Below are 19,370 nucleotides of genomic sequence, written 5' to 3'. Positions count from 1 at the left end.
TTAAGATTAACATCTACCAAACCAAATGACATATACTCACAGACTACCCTCTTACGATCTTCATCCTTACACCTTTTTATTCTTAAAAGCATTAAATAACATGGAAGAAACTAATGCTTTATCTGTACAAGGTACATTTACCAAATAGTACGTATCCCCTCGTGCGTTAGTAAAGGCTTCAGGTATAAATAGAACAAAGGGTTGTATCAATCAAGACCTTCCAATGGTCTTTTTGATACAACCTCTTTCAGAACACATGACTATGCGGCTCTATACTATCTACGAGATAGTTAAGCGCAATGTTGTCAGCCTATATCATTATTGCTGTTTGGCGTGATAATTCTCCAAGCCCTTATCGAGGAATTCAAGATAAGCAGGTACATCCTCCTTAAAACTGAAGCTACCATTCAACGGCTTACCCGCATTATCCAATGGTACATAGAATGGCTGAGCCAGGTAACCGAACTTAGTCTGTTCCAGATAACTCCACTTGTCACCAATAGTTCGCAGTGTACGTGACGTTCCATCAGGTAGTTTCACCTCAACAGGCTGCTTCAATGGAGTCTTGTCGTCTACATAAAGCGAAATAAGGACATAGTCTTTATTCAGCTTCTCAGCGACACGTGAGTCTGTCCAGACAGATGCCTCCATCTTACGACAGTTAACACATCCGAAACCAGTAAAGTCTATCAAGACGGGTTTACCAGCTGCAGCCGCTGCACGCATACCCTCATCATAATCCGTATAAGCAGCATGCACGGTCTGTGGAGCAAGGTTGAAATCCTGTGTATTAATAGGTGGTGCGAACGCACTAACCGCTTTACAAGGTGCACCCCAGAGGCCTGGAAGCATGTAAACAGAGAAAGCTAACGAGCAAAGGCCCAACATGATAGCTGGTACTGGCATTGCCTTCTGTTCGAGATCATCATGAGGAAATTTGAGTTTACCAATGAGGTATAATCCCAAAAGGCCAAAGAGAACAATCCAAATGGAAAGGAATGTCTCACGATCAAGGACATGCCAACCGTAAGCGAGGTCGGCTACTGACAAGAACTTCAGTGAGAAAGCCAACTCGATAAATCCCAACACTACCTTAATCATGTTCATCCATGAACCTGACTTAGGTGCTTGTTTCAGCAAAGATGGGAAGAGTGCGAAGAATGTAAATGGTAGGGCAAGAGCCAAAGCAAAGCCAAACATACCCACAGCAGGTGCAACCCAGTCGCCACTTGTCGCTGCCTGAACAAGGAGAAGTCCAACGACAGGAGCGGTACAAGAGAAACTAACCAATGACAAGGTAAATGCCATGAGGAAGATAGAGAGTATACCTGTAGTGGCAGAAGCCTTATTATCTACCGCATTACCCCATGAAGAAGGCAATCGAAGTTCAAACCATCCGAAGAAGCTAAAGGCGAAGACGACTAACAAAAGGAAGAAGAACACATTGAACGGAGCGTTTGTTGCCAGTTCATTCAACTTCTGTGGACCGAAAGCCCACGTAACAATCGTTGCCAAAGCCATATAGATAACAATGATTGACAAGCCGTAGGTGACTGCATCACGTATTCCTTTCTTACGGTCGTCCTTTGCTCTTTTGAGGAAGAAGCTGACAGTCATTGGGATGATAGGCCATACACAAGGGGTGAGCAAAGCGATGAAACCACCGAGGATACCCATAAAGAAGATACTCCAAAGAGAGCTGTTAGTGCTATCCTTAGTGCTATTGAAGGCTGCTAACTCTTTGATTACAGGCTTCCATAGATTAACATCAGCGTTTACTTGTGTGTTTGCCTGCTGTACAGTCCCTGCGGTGTCCGCAGACAACACATCAGCTTTCTTAGCTGTATCTGCGCCCATTGTGGTAAGGGCAGATAAACCATCAGCTGCTACATCAGTAGCAGCTGTCGTTGTTTTCTCGTTTTCTGCACTTGCAGCGGTGGGTGCTGCTGCGGGGGCAGAGGCGGGTCCATTACCTTTGAAATTAAACTCCACCTGTGTTGGTGGTAAGCACATCTCATCATTACAAGCCCCATATTCCAAATAGCCCTTTATGCTATAGGTCTTAGCAGTTATCTTGTAACGCTGAACAAACCCAACGCTATTCTCGAAATAACGTAGCTTCATCTCGAAAGTCTTATCATAGACATTCAACTCTTTACCACGTGTTGTGAGCTTACCTACTGGAGTTACGCCCTCTGCTTTGTCTACATGTAAAGATGCAGATGTAGGACCATCAGCTGGAAGATTCGTTGAATATACATGCCATCCCTGGTCGATCTTCGCTGTGAAGACAACCTCTACCTCTGTTGGTGAAACCTGCTTCTGTTGTACAGAAAAGTGAACAGGGTTCTGCTGTGCCATAGCTGTGAGGCTAAACAACAGTGTAAAGAGGATAAATAGTGTATTTCTTCTTTTCATCGTTTTATACTATTAGAATTTGAACTGCAAAGATAAGAAAATTATTTTTATATCATTACATAATGTATATATTTAATATTTATATTCAATAACTTTTTATCAATCTATGTTCAAAAGGTTTTCAGGATTAAGATGAGTTCTCTCGTCGATTTTTATTTTACGTATATTGTTGCAGACAGGTAGTCACCTACCTGCTGCAACAGCTATTCATTTAAGAATAATCAGCATTAATTATGCACCAACGTACCTATATCTTCACCGTCCATAACCTTCTTCAGATTACCGACAACGTCCATATTGAAGACATAAATAGGTAGGTCATTTTCTTTACACATGGTCGTTGCCGTGAGATCCATTACCTTAAGACCCTTATTATAAATCTCATCATATGTGATTTCAGAGAACTTTGTTGCCGTTGGATCTTTCTCAGGATCGGCAGTATAGATGCCATCTACACGTGTACCCTTAAGCATTACGTCTGCCTCAATCTCAATACCACGCAAGCTTGAGCCAGTATCAGTAGTAAAGTAAGGACAACCAGTACCAGCTGAGAAGATACAAACATAACCTGCCTCCATAGCCTCGATAGCCTTCCACTTGCTATAGAACTCGCCGATTGGTTCCATACGGATAGCTGTCAAGACCTTAGCTTTCACACCGATTGCCTCAAGTGCTGAGCTAAGTGCAAGAGAGTTGATAACGGTAGCACACATACCCATCTGGTCGCCTTTCACACGGTCGAAGCCTTTCTGACTACCGCTCAAACCACGGAAGATGTTGCCACCACCGATTACGATACCAATCTGTACACCCATTTCATGTACTTCCTTAATCTGCTTAGCATAATCGCTAAGACGCTCAGGGTCGATACCGAAGCCCTGTTTTCCCATCAAACTCTCACCCGAAAGTTTCAAGAGAATTCTTTTAAATCTTGCCATTATTTTTGGAGTTGAAGGAGTTGAAGGAACTTCTTTACTTTCCCAAACACCTTATTATATAATAAATTCTACTTCTTTAAATTGATATTCACGAATCATACCCTTGCTGTCACGGAGGATGAGATGTCCATCGTCTTCTACTTCAACGATAGCGCCTTCAAAATCACCATCAGCATCACGGAACTTATGAAAGCCTCCACGTCGGTACAAAGCTTCGTGATACATTGCACTGATATCATTATATCCGCCCATCTCTAACAGCTGATAGAGTTCTGAGAACTTATTGATAATCTTTTTCAACAGTTCTTCTTTGTCTACTTCATGCCCTAAAATCTGACAGAGAGAAACAGGATTAGGAGCATCACTATGGAACGTTTCCTGATTTACATTCAGCCCCACACCGAAGACACAGTCTTTTATACGTCCCGCAGCAAGCTTTGTTTCAATCAGTGTTCCGCTCAGTTTCTTATCTTTCCAATAGATATCATTGGGCCATTTCAGGCTGATATCTTCTTTCACATAGTCTGCCAAAGCTTCTTTCAATGCCAAAGCACCAGCTTCAGAGAGTAGAAACTGACTACGAACAGGCAACATCGTCGGATGAACAAGTACCGAAAACAACAGGTTCTTACCTGCTTCACTCTCCCAAGTGTTCGTCCCCTGCCCTTTTCCTGCAGTCTGATAATCGGCAACAACAACTGTCATTGCCTCATCTTCAGCAGGTGTGTAGGTGCGCAGATAGGCGTTTGTACTATCGACAGCATCTAATCTTACGACCTTCACCTCTCTTTCTTTCTCTACTACTGTTGGCTTGAAAAAGCCTAATACGGCATCTATTATCTTCATTTACAATCTATTCTTTATATGAATGGAAGAAAGGCATCCTTCACATGGCGCACTTCATTGGTTCCTGTTGGCTGCCCTACGACAGTGATGATATCAAAGCGGATATCCAAATTGATGTTATATCGCTTGACATATGCATTGGCAGCAATCGAGAGCGAACGCACTTTCTGCACGGTGACAGCCTCATCAGCATCAGCAAACTGCTCATTCTTTCGAGTCTTTACCTCAACGATAACCAGCGTACCATTATCTATAGCAACAATATCTAAGTCTCGATGATGATAATCCCAATCACGATGAAGAATGACATAACCCAACTGTTGGAGATAGCTTACCGCCACATCCTCTCCCCATTTACCTAATTCGTTATGGTATGCCATGCGTCTTTCTTTCCTCAACTTGCAGAAGTTTTAGAAGTTCAGACTATTAGAAGGAGATAAGATAATTCTTTATACGTATCAAATCGATTTACGGATGAAACAAAGGTATTGCCTACTTCTTCTAAAAACCTTAAACTTTATCACTCCCGTCAAGAATTGTGTACATTAATATTCACGCACAAAGTTAGAATAATCTTTCGTAAAATCAAAATAAAACCCGTATTTTTGCAGTATGAGTACAGAAGAACAAAGCAAGAAAGACATATACTATATGCAGCGTGCATTGGCTGAAGCCGAAGCCGCTTATAAAGAAGGTGAAATCCCTGTTGGTGCTATTGTGGTATGCCGCGACCGTATCATCGCTCGTGCCCATAACCTGACAGAGACGCTCAATGACGTTACTGCACATGCAGAAATGCAAGTAATAACCATGGCAGCTAATGAGTTGGGAGGAAAATATCTGCAGGATTGCACGTTATATGTAACTGTAGAACCTTGCATCATGTGTGCTGGTGCCATCGGTTGGGCGCAACTCCGACGCATTGTCTATGGTTGTCCCGATGAAAAACGGGGCTACCACGAGTATGCACCCAAGGCTTTCCACCCTAAAGCTAACGTCACCTATGGCGTTATGGAAGAAGAATGTCGTGCCTTGATGCAACGATTCTTCCAAGAAAGAAGGTAGGGATCGAGGAGTTAAGGAGTGAAAGGGAGTGAAAGGAGTTAAGACATCACCTCTGTTCCTGATACTAATAAAGATATAGAAAGGAAGGAGAAAGGATTTTATCGATGCCCTTTACAGACATTAAAGATAAGAGGTAAGCAGCTGATAGATGCCCTTTTAACTTCTTATAGCTACATTCCAACGAATTATTTTCATGAAAATAAATATTTTTATTCATGATAAAAAAGAATTATTTTCACGACAATAAATATTTATTTTCATGTAAATAATTCGTACAAAAGCTGCAGTAAGCATAAATAAAACCGTTATCAGAAAAACAATTAATACCATAAAACAAATAAATTTGCGCCTTTGATGTCACCTTTTACAAATCAATAACGTTATACAAGTGAATCGGTTCAGAAAGAAAACCAAATGTATAACATACTTAAAAGATTAAGATTATGAACATTTTATTACTCGGCTCGCTTATTAGTGACCTAATCCCTATGGGGCTTGTAGTTGTTTTTCCAATCCTATACGTCTGGCTTACCCAACGAAACAAGCAACATGAAACAGATAAAAGAAGTGAAATAGCAATGGCAATTATCGAGAAGAACCCTGACATAGACATACAGGAGTTCCTCAACAAACTGAATCCTCCAAAGGAATCGTACAAAGAGAAAATGCTTAAAATAATGCATTACGAAGTTCTTTGGGGAACCATTTGCACGATTGGTGGTATAGCAACCATCTTAGTTACCATAACCTTGAGTACTCTGCAAGGCTTTGATAGCTCCGTTATTCCCCTTGGCTCTATATTTGGTGTTGTCCCATTGGCAGTAGGATGTGGGCTATTGGTCGCCTACAACAATGCCAAAAAGACATTGGAAAACTTGAAAGACAACGATTAGGTTATTATGACAAGAGAACAATTCGTCGAACAGGTCGGTCGGGAACAGGCACATCTACGCCGGTTCCTGACGGCTTTATGCTGTGGCAACAGTGCTGAAGCTGACGATATTGCTCAAGAGGCTCTCATCAAAGCCTACCTCCGCAGCAGCCAATATGACGAACGTGGACAGTTTTCGGCTTGGCTGATGAAAATTGCTTATCGTGTCTTCATCGACTCACGTCGCAAACAGAAACACCAACAGGAACTACCCCTTGAGAAGGCTATCACGCTCCAAGGGAACAGTAAGAGTGATGAAGCCTTCCGCTATCAGGAACTACACACTGCGTTGGCAACGCTCTCGGAGGCAATGCGTACAAGTATCCTGCTTTATTATATGCAGGGTTATCAAATAAAAGAGATTGCAGAGATAACCGAAAACAGTGAGGATGCTATTAAGAAACAACTATCACGTGGACGGCAAGAACTTAAACACTTATTGGAAAGATGAACGAAGATAAATTCTTGAAAGACTTACTCTCGGACTATCATCCACAACTGTCGGATGACAATGCCTTTATGCAAAGACTGCAACGACAGATGGAACTCATCGAAGAAGTTAAGGCATATCAACGTGCGGAGAGCCGAAAGAACAAACTAATGTCGCTTAAACTGCTTGTTGTCGGGGTTGTTTTGGGCTGTATTGTGACGCTTGCAAGCTTCACGCTGCCTACTATCTTTGATAGATATATCAATGGAACTGAATCAGAATTCATCCTTACCTTGCTTCACAACGTTCAGTATATTGGATTGGCAATAGGTGCAGCCTTCATCACGCTCAGCCTATTGTTTACCACGAAATTAGTAAATCTAAAAGATGAAACACCACTTCAATAGTGGCTACTTTGGGTTTTGTAGAAGTTGACATAACAGATAACACGATTACAAAAAAGGTAGACCTTTTTGGGCAAAAAGGTCTACCTTTTTTGAAGAAACCGTCAACCTTTTTTGAAGAAATAGTTACCCTCTTCTGAATATATCCAATTGTGAGACTGGAGTAAGTTTGGAGAAATAAAAAAGGAGATGTGCTGTTATAACACATCTCCTCTTTCTTATTTTGTATTTTATGATTATCTAACCTGAATAACCAAGTATTTGCTTGTGCTCCAGAATGTCTGTGGGTCAGTGATACGGAGTACATACTGTCCATTTGTATCAGTTGTCAGCGTGTAGCTGCTGCTTGGATGAGCAGTCAACAGACGAGCACTCTTGCTGTAAAGCTTGATTTCCTTGTTAACACGGATATCAATCTTTGTGAAGTAACCCTTGTTGAAAGAACCCTGAAGAACCTTACCACCATCGAGGATGCGCTGTGCCTTCAACTCGCTCTTAGTACCGAATACATACCAACCAGTATTCAACTGCTTGTCCTGTGTATTGATAGTCTCAGTCTTCTGGTTGCTCTCTGTCTGGAGATTCTCTTTCTCCTTGGTGAGGTTTTCCTTCTCTGCTGTAAGGTTCTCCTTATCAGTCTTGAGATTAGTAACATCCGTATTCAAACCAGTGATCGTCTCATCAAGTTCCTTGATATGGATATTCTTTGACTCCAACTCAGCACGCAACTGCTTCAACTCAGTCTCCTTTGCGCTCAATTGACTTGTCAGACGGCTAAGAGTTTCCTTCATTGCATCACCCTTAAAGCCTGTCTCGCGTAACTGCTGTTGCAACTTCTTAATGAGTTCACGGTTTTCCTGCATACGCTGAGCGATGAACTGGATATTCTCCTTCATCTGTTCTGTCTTGTTAGCAGCCTCACCATTCTTAGCAATCGTCACACGATTCTCAGCCTCATTGATAGCAGCAAAACCCTGCTGAATATCATTCAGCGTTCCCATCATATCGTTAATCTCATGATCACGTGCGTCGATAATATTGCGCAATGAATCACTCTGTATTTCGGATGGGTTCAAAGCCGACTTCTTGTCTCGGTTGCAGGATGCCAGTGCAAGTACTCCACATACTGCGAAAACTAATAGTTTATTCATACATTATACTTTTTTATCCGTTTGTTTCTTCCTATCAGAAGACTTTACTTTTTCTTTTCCTGCCACTACAATGACAAACTCACCACGTGGTTCTGTCTCTTTGAAGTGGGCTATTACTTCTTCCAATGTACCTCGAACGCTCTCTTCATGCAGTTTTGAAATCTCACGACAACAACTTACTTGTCGATCAGCTCCAAACACCTCAGCAAACTGTTCTAAGGTTTTCACAACTCTATAAGGTGACTCATAGAATATCATTGTACGCGTTTCATCAGCCAAACTCTCTAAATGAGTCTTACGTCCTTTCTTCTGAGGGAGGAATCCTTCAAAGCAAAAGCGGTCACATGGTAAGCCACTTGACACTAATGCAGGTACAAAAGCGGTTGCTCCAGGAAGCGTCTGAACGGTTATCCCGTTAGCAGCAGCCTCACGAGCAAGGAAGAAACCAGGGTCGCTAATGCCCGGAGTCCCCGCATCCGAGATAAGAGCAATCGTCTCTCCAGCCTTCAGTCTATTGACAATATTGGCAGTACTTGCATGTTCATTAAACTTATGATGAGACATAAGACGGTTCTTAATCTCAAAGTGCTTCAATAGAATACCCGATGTTCGAGTATCCTCACACAATACTAAATCAGCTTCCTTCAGGACTCTGATGGCACGGAGCGTCATGTCCTCCATGTTTCCAACCGGTGTCGGTACGAGATATAATGTTCCCATTGTTGAATGCAAATGTAAAGCAATTGTGTAGAAGAACAAAATAAATTAGCTTTTTTTACATAACAAACATCTCCATTTGCAAGGGACAAAACTTAGTAACAATGATGTTATAATTTTAACCCAAAAGCGTTATTAAACATCATACTTATCATCTCATCCTTTCAAGCGTAAAGTCTTCTAAAACACAGTCTGTCAGTATGTTTTATAACAACAAGGCTAAAACAAACTCTTAATAAATCCTTTACTTTCCAAGAAAACTTAACAGACAAAAACCTTTCCAACAACATTTAATAACGCATTGAAAGCTAAATAAAGTTGATATTCAGTATGCCCACCACTCCTATTAAGCCTCATCACGACCATAGAGAACGGTTGAAGAAAAGACTATTCTTGTCGAATAACACTGGGAAAAACCGTCGAGTTGCCCAGTTCTCTCCCTCAAAAGAACAAAGAATAGGCCTACACAATAACTTTTAACGCTTATAGTATGACTATTCCTCGTAATTTATCTATCTTTGCAATAACTATGGCAAAGATAGATAATCATAATGGAGAAAGACGTCGTCAAGGGCGTATTGAAGTGATATGTGGCAGTATGTTCTCTGGTAAAACAGAAGAACTCATCCGTCGTATGAAGCGTGCTAAGTTCGCAAAGCAGAAGGTTGAGATATTTAAACCTTCTATTGACACACGTTATTCGGACGAGGATGTAGTCAGTCATGACCAGAACTCCATCCATTCCACCCCTATTGATTCATCTGGAAACATTCTCCTTCTTGCCTCAGACATTGACGTCGTGGGTATTGACGAGGCCCAATTCTTAGACGAAGGACTAACAGAAGTGTGCAACAAGTTAGCATACAACGGTGTGCGTGTTATCGTTGCAGGACTCGACATGGACTATAAGGGTGTTCCTTTCGGCCCTATTCCAGCTCTTTGCGCTATTGCAGACGAGGTAACAAAGGTGCATGCAATCTGCGTGAAGTGTGGTGCCTTGGCATACGTTAGCCATCGTCTCATTGCCGACAATCGACGAGTGATGCTCGGAGAGCAGCAGGAATACGAGCCTCTATGCCGTGAATGCTACAAGAAGGCGACACAGGGAGAAGCAAACAAAACGTTTAAAAGACTTATGAGACAAACAATTACTTTCGATAAGTTCATCCGTTGGGCACTTATAGCACTTGCTGTTCTAACAGTTGGATTTATCATCAACGAACTATCTGAGGTACTCCTACCCTTCTTCATAGCATGGTTATTAGCTTATCTCCTCTATCCGATTGTTAAGTTTGTACAGTATAAACTCCACGTACCAGGCAGAGCTTTAAGTATTATAGTCACCCTACTATTTGTTATAGCCATCTTTGCTGCTATCTTCTACTTCATTGTTCCGCCAATGATAGACCAAGTAGATCGATTCATGCACATAGCCAATCGCTATCTAAACGAGACGACTCACACAAACAATGTATCGACAATGGTACAGCAGTGGATAAAGGAGAACCAATATGAAATCGAACGATACCTGAAGAGTCCGGACTTTAGAAACACCATCAGGACCGCTATGCCGAAGCTCTTCTCAGTAATAGGACAGACGGCGAGTGTCATTCTCTCCGTCATTGCCTCATGTATCACCCTGCTGTATATGTTCTTTATTCTGCTCGATTATGAGGTTCTGACTGATAATTGGATTAAGATATTCCCTAAGAATGCACGCCCTTTCTGGGCCGGACTGGCACAAGACGTAGAGCGAGAACTCAATAACTACATCCGTGGACAAGGATTGGTATCACTCTGTATGGGAGTACTCTTCTGTATTGGCTTCACCATTATAGATTTCCCAATGGCTATCGGACTGGGCATACTCATCGGTATTCTCAACCTTGTACCTTATCTTCACACCTTTGCCCTCGTCCCAACAGCATTCTTGGCACTGCTCAAAGCGGCTGATACAGGGCAGAATTTCTGGATTATCTTTGGGTCGGCTTTGGCCGTGTTTGCCATCATACAGGCCCTTATGGACATGGTGATAACACCGAAAATAATGGGTAAAGCCATGGGACTTAACCCTGCTATCCTACTCCTCTCACTCTCTGTATGGGGTGCTCTCTTGGGTTTTATCGGACTTATCATAGCCCTTCCACTCACCACACTCATCATTGCCTACTGGCAACGATACGTAACAAAGGATATCGACAAAGACGGGATAGAGGTACTATCAACCTTCACTGAGGACGCAAAAGAGACGAAAGAGTAAACTTATCATCCATTAGTTATAAAGAAAACGGCTCTCCTTTTCATTCGAGAAGGAGAGCCGTTTTCTTTATAATCACCTCACAGATGATGCTTCAGAAACGTTACTTGTGTCATTGATTACACGTATGACTCCAAGAATTTGATAGTTCCTGAAACCTTGACAACCGTTGTTGTAGCAGGAAGGAGCACACTCTCACCTGCACGGAATGAGATAGTATTGCCCTTGGCATCGGTTATCTCACCTTCACCCTTCAGTCCAACGAAGATAACAAAAGAGTCTAAGTCACTGTAATCGAGTGTCATTGGCTCGGTAAGGTCATAGACAGAAGTAGTGAAATAAGGACAGCTAACGAGCTCTACTGGCTCATTCTGGCGTGCCTCATACTGTGTACGATAGTCTGGATAGACAGTATAATCAATACACTCAGCCGCCTCCTTGGTATGCAACTCGCGATAATTACCCTCTTTATCCTTACGTTTGAAGTCGTAGATACGATAGGTTACGTCACTTGTCTCCTGTATCTCTGCCAAGAAACAGCCTGCACCGATAGAGTGGATACGACCTGCTGGCAAGAAGAATACGTCGCCTTCCTTCACAGGATATTCCGACAAAGCCTCAGTAATGGTATCATTTTCAACCATTTCCTTGTATTGTTTTGGTGTAATCTGCTGCTTCAGACCACTGCGAAGAGAGGCATCTGCGTCGCTTTCCATCACATACCACATCTCAGTCTTACCACGACCCAAGCCCTGTGCCTGCGCCTGCTCGTCTGTTGGATGAACCTGTATAGAGAGTTGCTGACGTGCGTCTATAAACTTGACAAGCAGGGGGAACTCATTGCCAAAGCGTTCATAGTTCTCTTTACCTACCAGTTTATCCTTCAAAGTCTCAACAAGTTTGTTCAGTGTCCAGCCTTTATACTTGCCATCAGAGACAACACTCTCATTGTCCTTAACGCCAGATACTTCCCAACTCTCGCCCACCTGCTTCTGATCAGAAGTCAGATGCTTGAAAGGTACTATCTTTTCTCCACCCCAGAGGATAGACTTCAAAAGAGGATTAAACTTAAACATTTCCATTTTTTATTGCTTTTTTAATGTTTCAAACGTCCTTATGACGAGGCCTACACATGGCCTTCATTCGTACTGCAAAGTTACACTTTATTCCGTAGATAACCAAAGATTATACTGAAAGAAGACAAGTGTACGTCTTTAAGTAGGCAATTGCTTAATATCAGTAACTAAATGTCAAGACCCTTCCACACGTCTATCAAGTAGTGTAAAGCTCGTTTTTACACGCATTAAAGACCAAAGATACTCTACTTGCTATCGGTATGATAGATAGCGAAAAACCGTCGGGTATAAATTATTTTCACGAAGAAAAATATTTTTCTTCATGATAAAAAATATTTTCTTTCACGATAAAAAATATTTTTCTTCATGATAATAATTCGCAGACCAGAGACGAGAGAGCATGAAAAAAGGTGCCTAACTGAATCTCAATTAAGCACCTCTATCCCTTCTATCGAGCATTGACGGCAACGCTATCAAAGCCTGATGATAATATAACTAAGCATTCTTTAACGACAAGAACACCATCGTTTATTGACTAAAAATAGTTCTCAGACAATCCAAACTACTTGATTTCAGACATACGTTTCGTATGCTTTTGAATAATCTTCAAGGTTGACTTGTCTGATGCAAACACACTATAAAATCCTTGTGGTTCATGTGCTGGGTCGCAAGTGAAGTCATCTCCTGCCTGCCAACGCTCATGTCGAGGCTTTGCATAACCTCCCCAACCCCAGAAGTTGCAAGCAACAAGGAGTCCACCATGCGCTGCATTCTCTGCAACAGCGTCCATAACATACTTGTAATAAGCATCGCGAGCCTTCGTCGAACTCTTCAATGAGAACGAAAAACCGTCCCGAGGATAACCGAACTCTTCAAGTACAAGTGGCTTATTAAGGCGCTTACAGATGGCAAGATGGCTGTCGATATATTCTTGTGTCTGCTTAAAACTTGCCTTGAGGTCCTCCTTCAGATGTGTCTTTCTTGCCCATTGCCAGTTATAAGGCCAGATATGAATATTACAGTAGTCAACGTTCTTGTCAGCACAGATACGCTCAAAGCAACCATAATCACGCTCACAACCGAAGGCACCTTCGCTTCCAAGACTGATAAGATGGTTCTTATCCAGACTGCGAACAAGTGCTGTAGCCTCTGAAAGCCACTTCTCAAACTCTGGTAAAGCTTCCTTCGAGAAAGCACGAGGCTCGTTACATATCTGCCAAGACATGATGGTTGGGTCGTCTACATACTTCATTCCAGAGTATCTATTAGTACGGCTAAGGATGAAGCGGATATGGTCATAGAACATCAAATGAGCCTTCTGATTAGCAGCAAACTTACTGGCAAACTTCGTGTAAGCGCCATAGCCGTCCCTACGTGGTATCAAAGCTGGTCCCTCATCAGCCCACTCCAAATAAGCACCATAGCCTCCACTCCACTCCCAAGAGTTAGTGAGATAAAGCACAGCAACCATCTTTCGCTTGCTCATCTCCGTCAGGAGATAATCAAGACCAGCGAGGATAGAGTCGTTATACACCCCCGGACGAGGCTGTAAGACAGGTTCAACCTTATCTTCAACACCAGGCAGACCATCCGCACCCACCAAGATGCGGAGGTTATCTATGCCTAAACGCTGTAGCTCATCAAGCTCCCGACAAAGGCGCACACGGTCGCCCCCCGGTCCTTCAGAGCCAAGTATGGCCCCATACCAGAAGTTAGCTCCCACGTAATAGTAGGGTTTTCCACCACGGATAAAGCGTCCGTTCTTTACTTTCACAAAGTCTCCGGCCATCATATTTACGGCCATTGCTAAGGCAAGAATTGCCATAAAAACTCTTTTCATATATTAGTAGTAATTCTAAATAATACTCATTCGTCCTGCTTTATACCCCTCTTTGAGAAGAAGCATCTACTTATTAATACACTTGAAGCATGTTTTTCCCTTACACAGAGAGCTACTTTTAGAAGAACAAATAGGCTTTTACTTTTTTACTCTTTAAGTGTTTTACTTATCCAAACCTGCCCCTTTTCTCACAATTATTTACTAACTTTGTAGCCAAATGGACAACAACATAACATATATAAAGCAAATACTAAATGACGAGACGGGCGAGAAACATTTCTCATTTGAGGTTCTTCCCCCTTTGAAAGGTAGTGGAACAGCGTCTCTCTTTCGCAATATTGACCAGCTCAAGGAGTTTAATCCGAGCTTCATAAACATCACTACTCACCACAGTGAGTTTGTCTATCACGAGCGTGAAGACGGTCTGCTGGAACGCCAGAGTGTACGTCGTCGCCCGGGGACAGTGGCTATCGCAGCTGCTATTCAGCAGAGGTATGGTATTCCTGTCATCCCTCATGTTATATGCTCAGGCGCTACGAAGGAGGATATTGAGTACGAATTGCTCGATTTACAGTTTCTTGGTATAGAGAACTTGATGCTTCTACGTGGTGATAAAGCACGTGAAGACCGCTTCTTCACACCGACCGAGGGTGGGCATAGTCATACAACAGAACTGATTGAACAGGTGAACAACTTCAACAAAGGAATATTCACTGATGGTTCTACAATGAAACATCCTGGTAAGCCTTTCGTATATGGTGTAGCATGCTATCCAGAGAAACATGAGGAGGCACCGAACCTCGAACAGGACCTACGATACCTCAAAGAGAAACAGGATCTTGGTGCTACTTTTGCCGTAACACAGCTTTTCTACGATAATGAGAAATTCTATAATTTCGTAGATCAGGCTCGTAAGATGGGTGTTACCATCCCTATCATACCGGGAATCAAGCCGTTTGCAAAGCTGTCTCAGCTGCATGTCGTACCAAAGACATTCCACTGTGACATCCCAGAAGAGCTTGCTGGATTGGCTTTACTGTGTAAGACGGATGAAGAGGCACGCCTGTTAGGTATTGAATGGGCCGTTAGGCAGGTGAAAGACCTTTATGCACATGGTTTCAACAACGTACATTTCTATACCGTTTCGGCAGTGAGCAGTGTGCACGAGGTGATGAAGCGGATAGTAGAAAGTGGTCTTCTGCAACAGAACAGCAAATAAATAAGAATATTAGAGAAGATGGACTTTTCAGAAGTTATAGGACAAGAAGCAGTTAAGGAACGGCTTATTCAGATGGTCAAAGAAGACCGTCTGCCTCACGCCTTGCTCTTCTGCGGTCCTCATGGAGCGGGTAAGATGGCGCTTGCAATGGCTTTTGCCTGTTATTTGCTCGCTGGTGATGATACGAAGGGAGAGTCATCTCCATCCGTATCTAATGCTCGTGCCATGCTTCGCAACTGGGAACATCCTGACCTTCACTTCTCTTATCCTACCATCAAACTGCCAAGCATGAGTAGTGAACACCAACCCGTAAGTACTGACTTTGCGAAGGAATGGCACGGACTCATCATGCAAGGGACTTATTTCACCATGAATCAATGGATGAGTCAGATGGGGGCTACCACACAGCAGGCTATCATCACGGGTGCTGAGAGTGACGAGCTGTCACGTGTCTTGGCGTTGAAATCAAGTCAGGGAGGCTATAAGGTGTCTGTTATCTGGCTGCCAGAGCGAATGAACCTCACATCAGCTAACAAACTATTGAAGCTGTTGGAGGAACCACCACAAGGCACTGTCTTCCTCATGGTATGCGAGGAACCAGAGAAGCTACTCGAGACTATCGTCAGTCGTACACAGCGTATTGATGTGAAGCGGATAGAAGACAAAGCGATAGAAAAGGCCCTCGTCGATAAGAGGGGGATTGATGCTGATGCGGCTCACCGCATTGCCCGCATTGCAAATGGTAGTTGGTTGAAGGCATTGGAATCACTGGACGCTGGTAATGAAAACCGTGAGTTTCACAACATGTTTCAGATGCTTATGCGCTTATGTTACCTCCGTAACGTAAAAGACCTTAAGCGTTGGAGTGAGGTTGTGGCTGGTTATGGGCGTGAGAAAGAGCGTCGTATGCTCACTTACTTCCAACATCAAGTGCGTGAGAACTTCATGTTTAACTTCCGAACTCCTGAACTTAACTACATGACACTGGAGGAGGAGAACTTTGCAAAGAACTTTGCTCGATTCATCAACGAGGCTAACGTCATTGAAATCAACGAACTCTTCCAACGTGCCAATCGTGATATTGGACAGAATGCAAACGCTAAGATTGTCTTCTATGACATGGCTCTGAAACTCATTGTGTTGTTGTTGAAGAAGTAGACGAGTTGACAAGTAGACGAGTTGACAGGTGGACAAGTTGACAAGTTATATGCTTGAAAGCTGTACAATATAATTTATCATTGCTTATCACAGCCTACCATCCCTCTCTATCAGAGGTCAGCATGGAGGCTTCCAATATATATATAAACAAAAAGAAACAATCAATGGATTACAAAGATATGAAATTCAAGGTCTGGCATGGGTGTGACCGAGGTTTATGCCACAAAGGGTGTGGCAGACAAAACCACCAGCTGAACACCTTCGACTGGCTGGCTGACGTGCCTGGCAACAACCAGACAACCGACCTTGTTGAGGTTCAATTTAAGAATACTCGTAAGGGTTACTATCACAATGTCAACAACCTTGACTTGAAGAAGGGTGACATCGTGGCTGTTGAAGCTAATCCAGGACATGACATAGGAGTCGTTACACTGACAGGAAGACTCGTCAAACTGCAAATTAAGAAATCGTCGACAGTGAAGTCACCTGACGATATCAAGCGTGTCTATCGCCTTGCTAAAGAGGTTGATATGCAGAAGTATTATGAGGCTAAAGCACGTGAGCACGCCACAATGATTGAGAGTCGACAGATTGCAAAAGGCTTAGGTCTGAAGATGAAGATTGGTGACGTAGAGTATCAGGGAGATGGTAACAAAGCTATCTTCTACTACATTGCGGACGAACGTGTCGACTTCCGTCAGCTTATCAAGGACCTTGCTGCAGCCTTCCACGTACGAATTGAAATGAAACAGATTGGAGCACGACAGGAAGCAGGCCGCATCGGAGGTACAGGACCTTGTGGTCGTGAACTTTGTTGTGCTACTTGGATGAAGAATTTCTCAAGTGTCTCTACCACTGCTGCACGTATTCAAGATATCTCACTCAACCCTACTAAACTGGCGGGAATGTGTGCTAAATTGAAGTGTTGTCTGAACTATGAGGTTGACGACTACATGGAGGCTGGTAGGAAACTACCAAGTAAGGAGGTGATATTGGAGACTATGGATGGTGAATACCATCTCTTTAAGACTGACATACTCAATGGTCTATGCACCTACTCTACTGATAAGAACCTTGCAGCCAACCTTGAGACTATCAGTGCTGAGCGTGCTAAGGAGATTATCGAACTGAACCGACGTGGTGAGAAGCCTCTATCGCTACTTGAAGATGGTAAGGCCAAACCGACGAAGAAGCCTGTCGACCTCCTTGCAGGTGCTGATCTCAGTCGATTCGACAAGGCTAAGAAGCGCAAGAAGAACAACCAATCGCGCAATAACAACGGTCAACAAGGGGGTAGACCACAACGTGAAAACCGTCGTAACCAGCGGGATGGACAGGATAACGGCCGTCAGCAGAATGACAACAGACGTCCACAGAACGACAACCGTCGCCCACAAAATGGTAATCGACGCCCTTATAACGGCCCTCGCCCTGCTCAACAACAGAACGAAGGTGGACCTCAGAACAATAGAAATGAAGGCAGACAGCCTTAGCAAACGGAAAGAACACAAGAATGAAACATAAGGTTTCCACCTTATTATATATAATAGTACTCATGATTACCATCATGAGTACTACTTCATGTAACGACCCACGCACCTACGACCAATACAGAGGTGTGTCGCTACAGGGATGGTTGCGCAATGACACACTTACTTTTGATATTCCTCGACAATGGGAGGGTAACTACCAGTTAGACCTTTGTCTACGTGCTGCGCGAACTTATCCTTACCGCAATATAAGTATGATTATTGAACGGAAGGTTATCTACTTCAAGCAACGTAAGAAACAAGAGAGAACATACAACGATACTGTTAACTGCGAGATTGTCAATGACAAGGGTACTTTGGTTGGTCAGAAAGGTATCACAAGCACTGAGATACGTCAGCCTATCACTTCCTTCCAGCTCAATCGCAACGATTCGTTGCATGTCACAATACATCATATCATGAGCCGTGAGTCCGTCCCAGGAATTAGTGACGTTGGTATCAGACTTCTTAAGAAATAAGTAGTAAAGACAAATAATAAAGGCTGCTTTAAGCTCCACACATCGGAGTCTTGAAGCAGCCTTTATCTATACTATAATCTGTCCTTAGCTGAACAAAATAAGAAAGGGCGATAAACCGCAATAAACAAGTAATGCTAATCAAAGTGACATTACTATGCTTGACAGTGTTGCTATTATTGGTGTATGGTAAATCTAATGTCCTATTAGATAAGCACTTACATTATACTTTCTTTCATTCAACGGCGATTAATCCTCTTACTCACCATATTCTACAATGATATAGAGTATTATATACCTTACAAAGAGCCATGACTCTTACAATATTATGACCTATGATAAAGACACACAGATACATACTTTCAAAAACAACAGACACCCAAAAAGGGTTCTTCCGTTAAATGTGTAGATTGTTAATAGAATGAGATTAATCCACATACATGGTAAGCTTACCTCCAATAAAATTGTTTTATAAGGGGGGGTAAACTATATGATAAATGTAATTAGGTGTGATGTCTATCTGTCATCTATAACCTACTTATTCCCTTATTAAATCATGTTTGTAAACTATTTTTGTACAGCTCAGACCCAATACATGCTCTTTTGGCTTCTAAAAGACGCCCTTCTGGCTTGCAAAAGATGCTCTTTAAGACCCTTAGTAACGCCCTTTTGAAGTCCAATTAAGCACCTTTTACTTTACTGCTTATAACTAATTGATATTCTGTTGATTGTAAACCTGCTTCATGTGTGTATTTTTGTCGTTAGTTATAGGTATTTTCCTTGAAATTATGTAATGATTTTTTAACCCCTATCTGCAGGTTTTCGATGTCTTAAAACGAAAAGATTTTCAATGAAAGAGGATGAAATAGGATAAATAGTTGACGACTTTCTCAGCTATATTTTTGTTTTATGAGT

General features: G+C 42.5%; 17 protein-coding genes and 1 pseudogene. 10 read left to right on the top strand and 8 right to left on the bottom strand.

Features of this window, described 5'->3' with window-relative positions; all coding sequences use genetic code 11:
* Window positions 1-318 precede the first annotated feature (318 nt).
* The 4 genes from HMPREF0666_RS10095 to HMPREF0666_RS10080 all read right to left on the bottom strand — a co-directional run bounded on the left by HMPREF0666_RS10095 (window position 319) and on the right by HMPREF0666_RS10080 (window position 4,582).
* On the bottom strand, window positions 319-2,418 hold the full coding sequence (locus HMPREF0666_RS10095) for a cytochrome c biogenesis protein CcdA (RefSeq protein WP_009012274.1): 2,100 nt from the start codon (window positions 2,416-2,418) through the stop codon (window positions 319-321).
* Between the two features lie 227 nt (window positions 2,419-2,645).
* Complete coding sequence (gene pyrH / locus HMPREF0666_RS10090; RefSeq protein ID WP_009012273.1) at window positions 2,646-3,356, bottom strand: UMP kinase; 711 nt, start codon at window positions 3,354-3,356, stop codon at window positions 2,646-2,648.
* A gap of 54 nt (window positions 3,357-3,410) precedes the next feature.
* Entirely contained in the window at window positions 3,411-4,202 is a 792-nt protein-coding gene (locus HMPREF0666_RS10085; RefSeq protein WP_009012272.1) for a biotin--[acetyl-CoA-carboxylase] ligase, read from the bottom strand.
* 14 nt (window positions 4,203-4,216) lie between these two features.
* Window positions 4,217-4,582 carry a YraN family protein gene (locus HMPREF0666_RS10080; RefSeq protein WP_004360454.1) on the bottom strand — a complete coding sequence of 122 codons (366 nt, stop codon included), beginning with the start codon at window positions 4,580-4,582 and terminating at the stop codon, window positions 4,217-4,219.
* Window positions 4,583-4,814: 232 nt separating this feature from the next.
* Here HMPREF0666_RS10080 and HMPREF0666_RS10075 point away from each other — a divergent pair, with 232 nt between their 5' ends.
* From HMPREF0666_RS10075 to HMPREF0666_RS10060, 4 genes are all read left to right on the top strand, one after another.
* Window positions 4,815-5,267, top strand: a complete 453-nt coding sequence (locus HMPREF0666_RS10075; RefSeq protein ID WP_009012271.1) for a nucleoside deaminase — start codon at window positions 4,815-4,817, stop codon at window positions 5,265-5,267.
* A gap of 443 nt (window positions 5,268-5,710) precedes the next feature.
* A complete protein-coding gene (locus HMPREF0666_RS10070; RefSeq protein WP_009012269.1) occupies window positions 5,711-6,160 on the top strand; it encodes a hypothetical protein in 450 nt (149 codons plus the stop codon).
* Window positions 6,161-6,166: 6 nt separating this feature from the next.
* Window positions 6,167-6,649, top strand: a complete 483-nt coding sequence (locus HMPREF0666_RS10065) for an RNA polymerase sigma factor (protein WP_009012268.1) — start codon at window positions 6,167-6,169, stop codon at window positions 6,647-6,649.
* Entirely contained in the window at window positions 6,646-7,035 is a 390-nt protein-coding gene (locus HMPREF0666_RS10060) for a hypothetical protein (protein ID WP_009012267.1), read from the top strand. The genes HMPREF0666_RS10065 and HMPREF0666_RS10060 overlap by 4 nt, the downstream gene beginning before the upstream one ends.
* A gap of 233 nt (window positions 7,036-7,268) precedes the next feature.
* Here the strand turns inward: HMPREF0666_RS10060 and HMPREF0666_RS10055 are convergent, their stop codons facing one another.
* On the bottom strand, window positions 7,269-8,183 hold the full coding sequence (locus tag HMPREF0666_RS10055) for a hypothetical protein (protein WP_009012265.1): 915 nt from the start codon (window positions 8,181-8,183) through the stop codon (window positions 7,269-7,271).
* 3 nt (window positions 8,184-8,186) lie between these two features.
* A complete protein-coding gene (gene rsmI / locus HMPREF0666_RS10050) occupies window positions 8,187-8,903 on the bottom strand; it encodes a 16S rRNA (cytidine(1402)-2'-O)-methyltransferase (protein ID WP_042856282.1) in 717 nt (238 codons plus the stop codon).
* Between the two features lie 526 nt (window positions 8,904-9,429).
* On the opposite strand from rsmI, the pseudogene HMPREF0666_RS16695 reads away from it, so the two are divergent.
* Window positions 9,430-10,017, top strand: a pseudogene (locus HMPREF0666_RS16695) (thymidine kinase); the annotation flags it as partial.
* A gap of 18 nt (window positions 10,018-10,035) precedes the next feature.
* Complete coding sequence (locus tag HMPREF0666_RS10040) at window positions 10,036-11,160, top strand: AI-2E family transporter (protein WP_042856279.1); 1,125 nt, start codon at window positions 10,036-10,038, stop codon at window positions 11,158-11,160.
* A 116-nt stretch (window positions 11,161-11,276) separates the two neighbouring features.
* Here the strand turns inward: HMPREF0666_RS10040 and HMPREF0666_RS10035 are convergent, their stop codons facing one another.
* The gene (locus HMPREF0666_RS10035; protein ID WP_042856267.1) at window positions 11,277-12,239 is read right to left on the bottom strand and encodes a type I phosphomannose isomerase catalytic subunit; all 963 of its coding nucleotides are present in this window, start codon (window positions 12,237-12,239) and stop codon (window positions 11,277-11,279) included.
* Between the two features lie 556 nt (window positions 12,240-12,795).
* Window positions 12,796-14,073, bottom strand: coding sequence for a cellulase family glycosylhydrolase (locus HMPREF0666_RS10030; RefSeq protein WP_042856266.1), 1,278 nt, complete (start codon window positions 14,071-14,073; stop codon window positions 12,796-12,798).
* 217 nt (window positions 14,074-14,290) lie between these two features.
* On the opposite strand from HMPREF0666_RS10030, the gene HMPREF0666_RS10025 reads away from it, so the two are divergent.
* The 4 genes from HMPREF0666_RS10025 to HMPREF0666_RS10010 all read left to right on the top strand — a co-directional run bounded on the left by HMPREF0666_RS10025 (window position 14,291) and on the right by HMPREF0666_RS10010 (window position 18,458).
* Window positions 14,291-15,292: a methylenetetrahydrofolate reductase gene (locus HMPREF0666_RS10025; RefSeq protein WP_009012260.1), complete on the top strand. Its 1,002-nt coding sequence runs from the start codon at window positions 14,291-14,293 to the stop codon at window positions 15,290-15,292.
* Between the two features lie 18 nt (window positions 15,293-15,310).
* Window positions 15,311-16,450 carry a DNA polymerase III subunit delta gene (locus HMPREF0666_RS10020; RefSeq protein ID WP_009012259.1) on the top strand — a complete coding sequence of 380 codons (1,140 nt, stop codon included), beginning with the start codon at window positions 15,311-15,313 and terminating at the stop codon, window positions 16,448-16,450.
* A 164-nt stretch (window positions 16,451-16,614) separates the two neighbouring features.
* The gene (gene ricT / locus HMPREF0666_RS10015; RefSeq protein WP_009012258.1) at window positions 16,615-17,943 is read left to right on the top strand and encodes a regulatory iron-sulfur-containing complex subunit RicT; all 1,329 of its coding nucleotides are present in this window, start codon (window positions 16,615-16,617) and stop codon (window positions 17,941-17,943) included.
* Window positions 17,944-17,963: 20 nt separating this feature from the next.
* Window positions 17,964-18,458 (top strand): gliding motility lipoprotein GldH, encoded by a 495-nt coding sequence (locus HMPREF0666_RS10010; RefSeq protein WP_009012257.1) that lies wholly within the window; start codon window positions 17,964-17,966, stop codon window positions 18,456-18,458.
* Window positions 18,459-19,370 lie beyond the last annotated feature (912 nt).

Source organism: Prevotella sp. C561 (assembly GCF_000224595.1).
GTDB lineage: Bacteria > Bacteroidota > Bacteroidia > Bacteroidales > Bacteroidaceae > Prevotella > Prevotella jejuni.
Note: the sequence above shows the minus strand (reverse complement) of the source record. Positions and strands in the feature narration are given on the sequence as shown.

Excerpts from the sequence above, each read along its gene's own strand:
- HMPREF0666_RS10055 (WP_009012265.1), bottom strand. The coding sequence starts at position 8,183 with ATGAATAAACTATTAGTTTTCGCAGTATGTGGAGTACTTGCACTGGCA.
- rsmI (WP_042856282.1), bottom strand. The coding sequence starts at position 8,903 with ATGGGAACATTATATCTCGTACCGACACCGGTTGGAAACATGGAGGAC.
- pyrH (WP_009012273.1), bottom strand. The coding sequence starts at position 3,356 with ATGGCAAGATTTAAAAGAATTCTCTTGAAACTTTCGGGTGAGAGTTTG.
- HMPREF0666_RS10020 (WP_009012259.1), top strand. The coding sequence starts at position 15,311 with ATGGACTTTTCAGAAGTTATAGGACAAGAAGCAGTTAAGGAACGGCTT.
- HMPREF0666_RS10040 (WP_042856279.1), top strand. The coding sequence starts at position 10,036 with ATGAGACAAACAATTACTTTCGATAAGTTCATCCGTTGGGCACTTATA.
- HMPREF0666_RS10030 (WP_042856266.1), bottom strand. The coding sequence starts at position 14,073 with ATGAAAAGAGTTTTTATGGCAATTCTTGCCTTAGCAATGGCCGTAAAT.
- HMPREF0666_RS10060 (WP_009012267.1), top strand. The coding sequence starts at position 6,646 with ATGAACGAAGATAAATTCTTGAAAGACTTACTCTCGGACTATCATCCA.
- HMPREF0666_RS10035 (WP_042856267.1), bottom strand. The coding sequence starts at position 12,239 with ATGGAAATGTTTAAGTTTAATCCTCTTTTGAAGTCTATCCTCTGGGGT.
- HMPREF0666_RS10065 (WP_009012268.1), top strand. The coding sequence starts at position 6,167 with ATGACAAGAGAACAATTCGTCGAACAGGTCGGTCGGGAACAGGCACAT.
- HMPREF0666_RS10095 (WP_009012274.1), bottom strand. The coding sequence starts at position 2,418 with ATGAAAAGAAGAAATACACTATTTATCCTCTTTACACTGTTGTTTAGC.
- HMPREF0666_RS10010 (WP_009012257.1), top strand. The coding sequence starts at position 17,964 with ATGAAACATAAGGTTTCCACCTTATTATATATAATAGTACTCATGATT.
- ricT (WP_009012258.1), top strand. The coding sequence starts at position 16,615 with ATGGATTACAAAGATATGAAATTCAAGGTCTGGCATGGGTGTGACCGA.
- HMPREF0666_RS10080 (WP_004360454.1), bottom strand. The coding sequence starts at position 4,582 with ATGGCATACCATAACGAATTAGGTAAATGGGGAGAGGATGTGGCGGTA.
- HMPREF0666_RS10085 (WP_009012272.1), bottom strand. The coding sequence starts at position 4,202 with ATGAAGATAATAGATGCCGTATTAGGCTTTTTCAAGCCAACAGTAGTA.
- HMPREF0666_RS10075 (WP_009012271.1), top strand. The coding sequence starts at position 4,815 with ATGAGTACAGAAGAACAAAGCAAGAAAGACATATACTATATGCAGCGT.
- HMPREF0666_RS10025 (WP_009012260.1), top strand. The coding sequence starts at position 14,291 with ATGGACAACAACATAACATATATAAAGCAAATACTAAATGACGAGACG.
- HMPREF0666_RS10070 (WP_009012269.1), top strand. The coding sequence starts at position 5,711 with ATGAACATTTTATTACTCGGCTCGCTTATTAGTGACCTAATCCCTATG.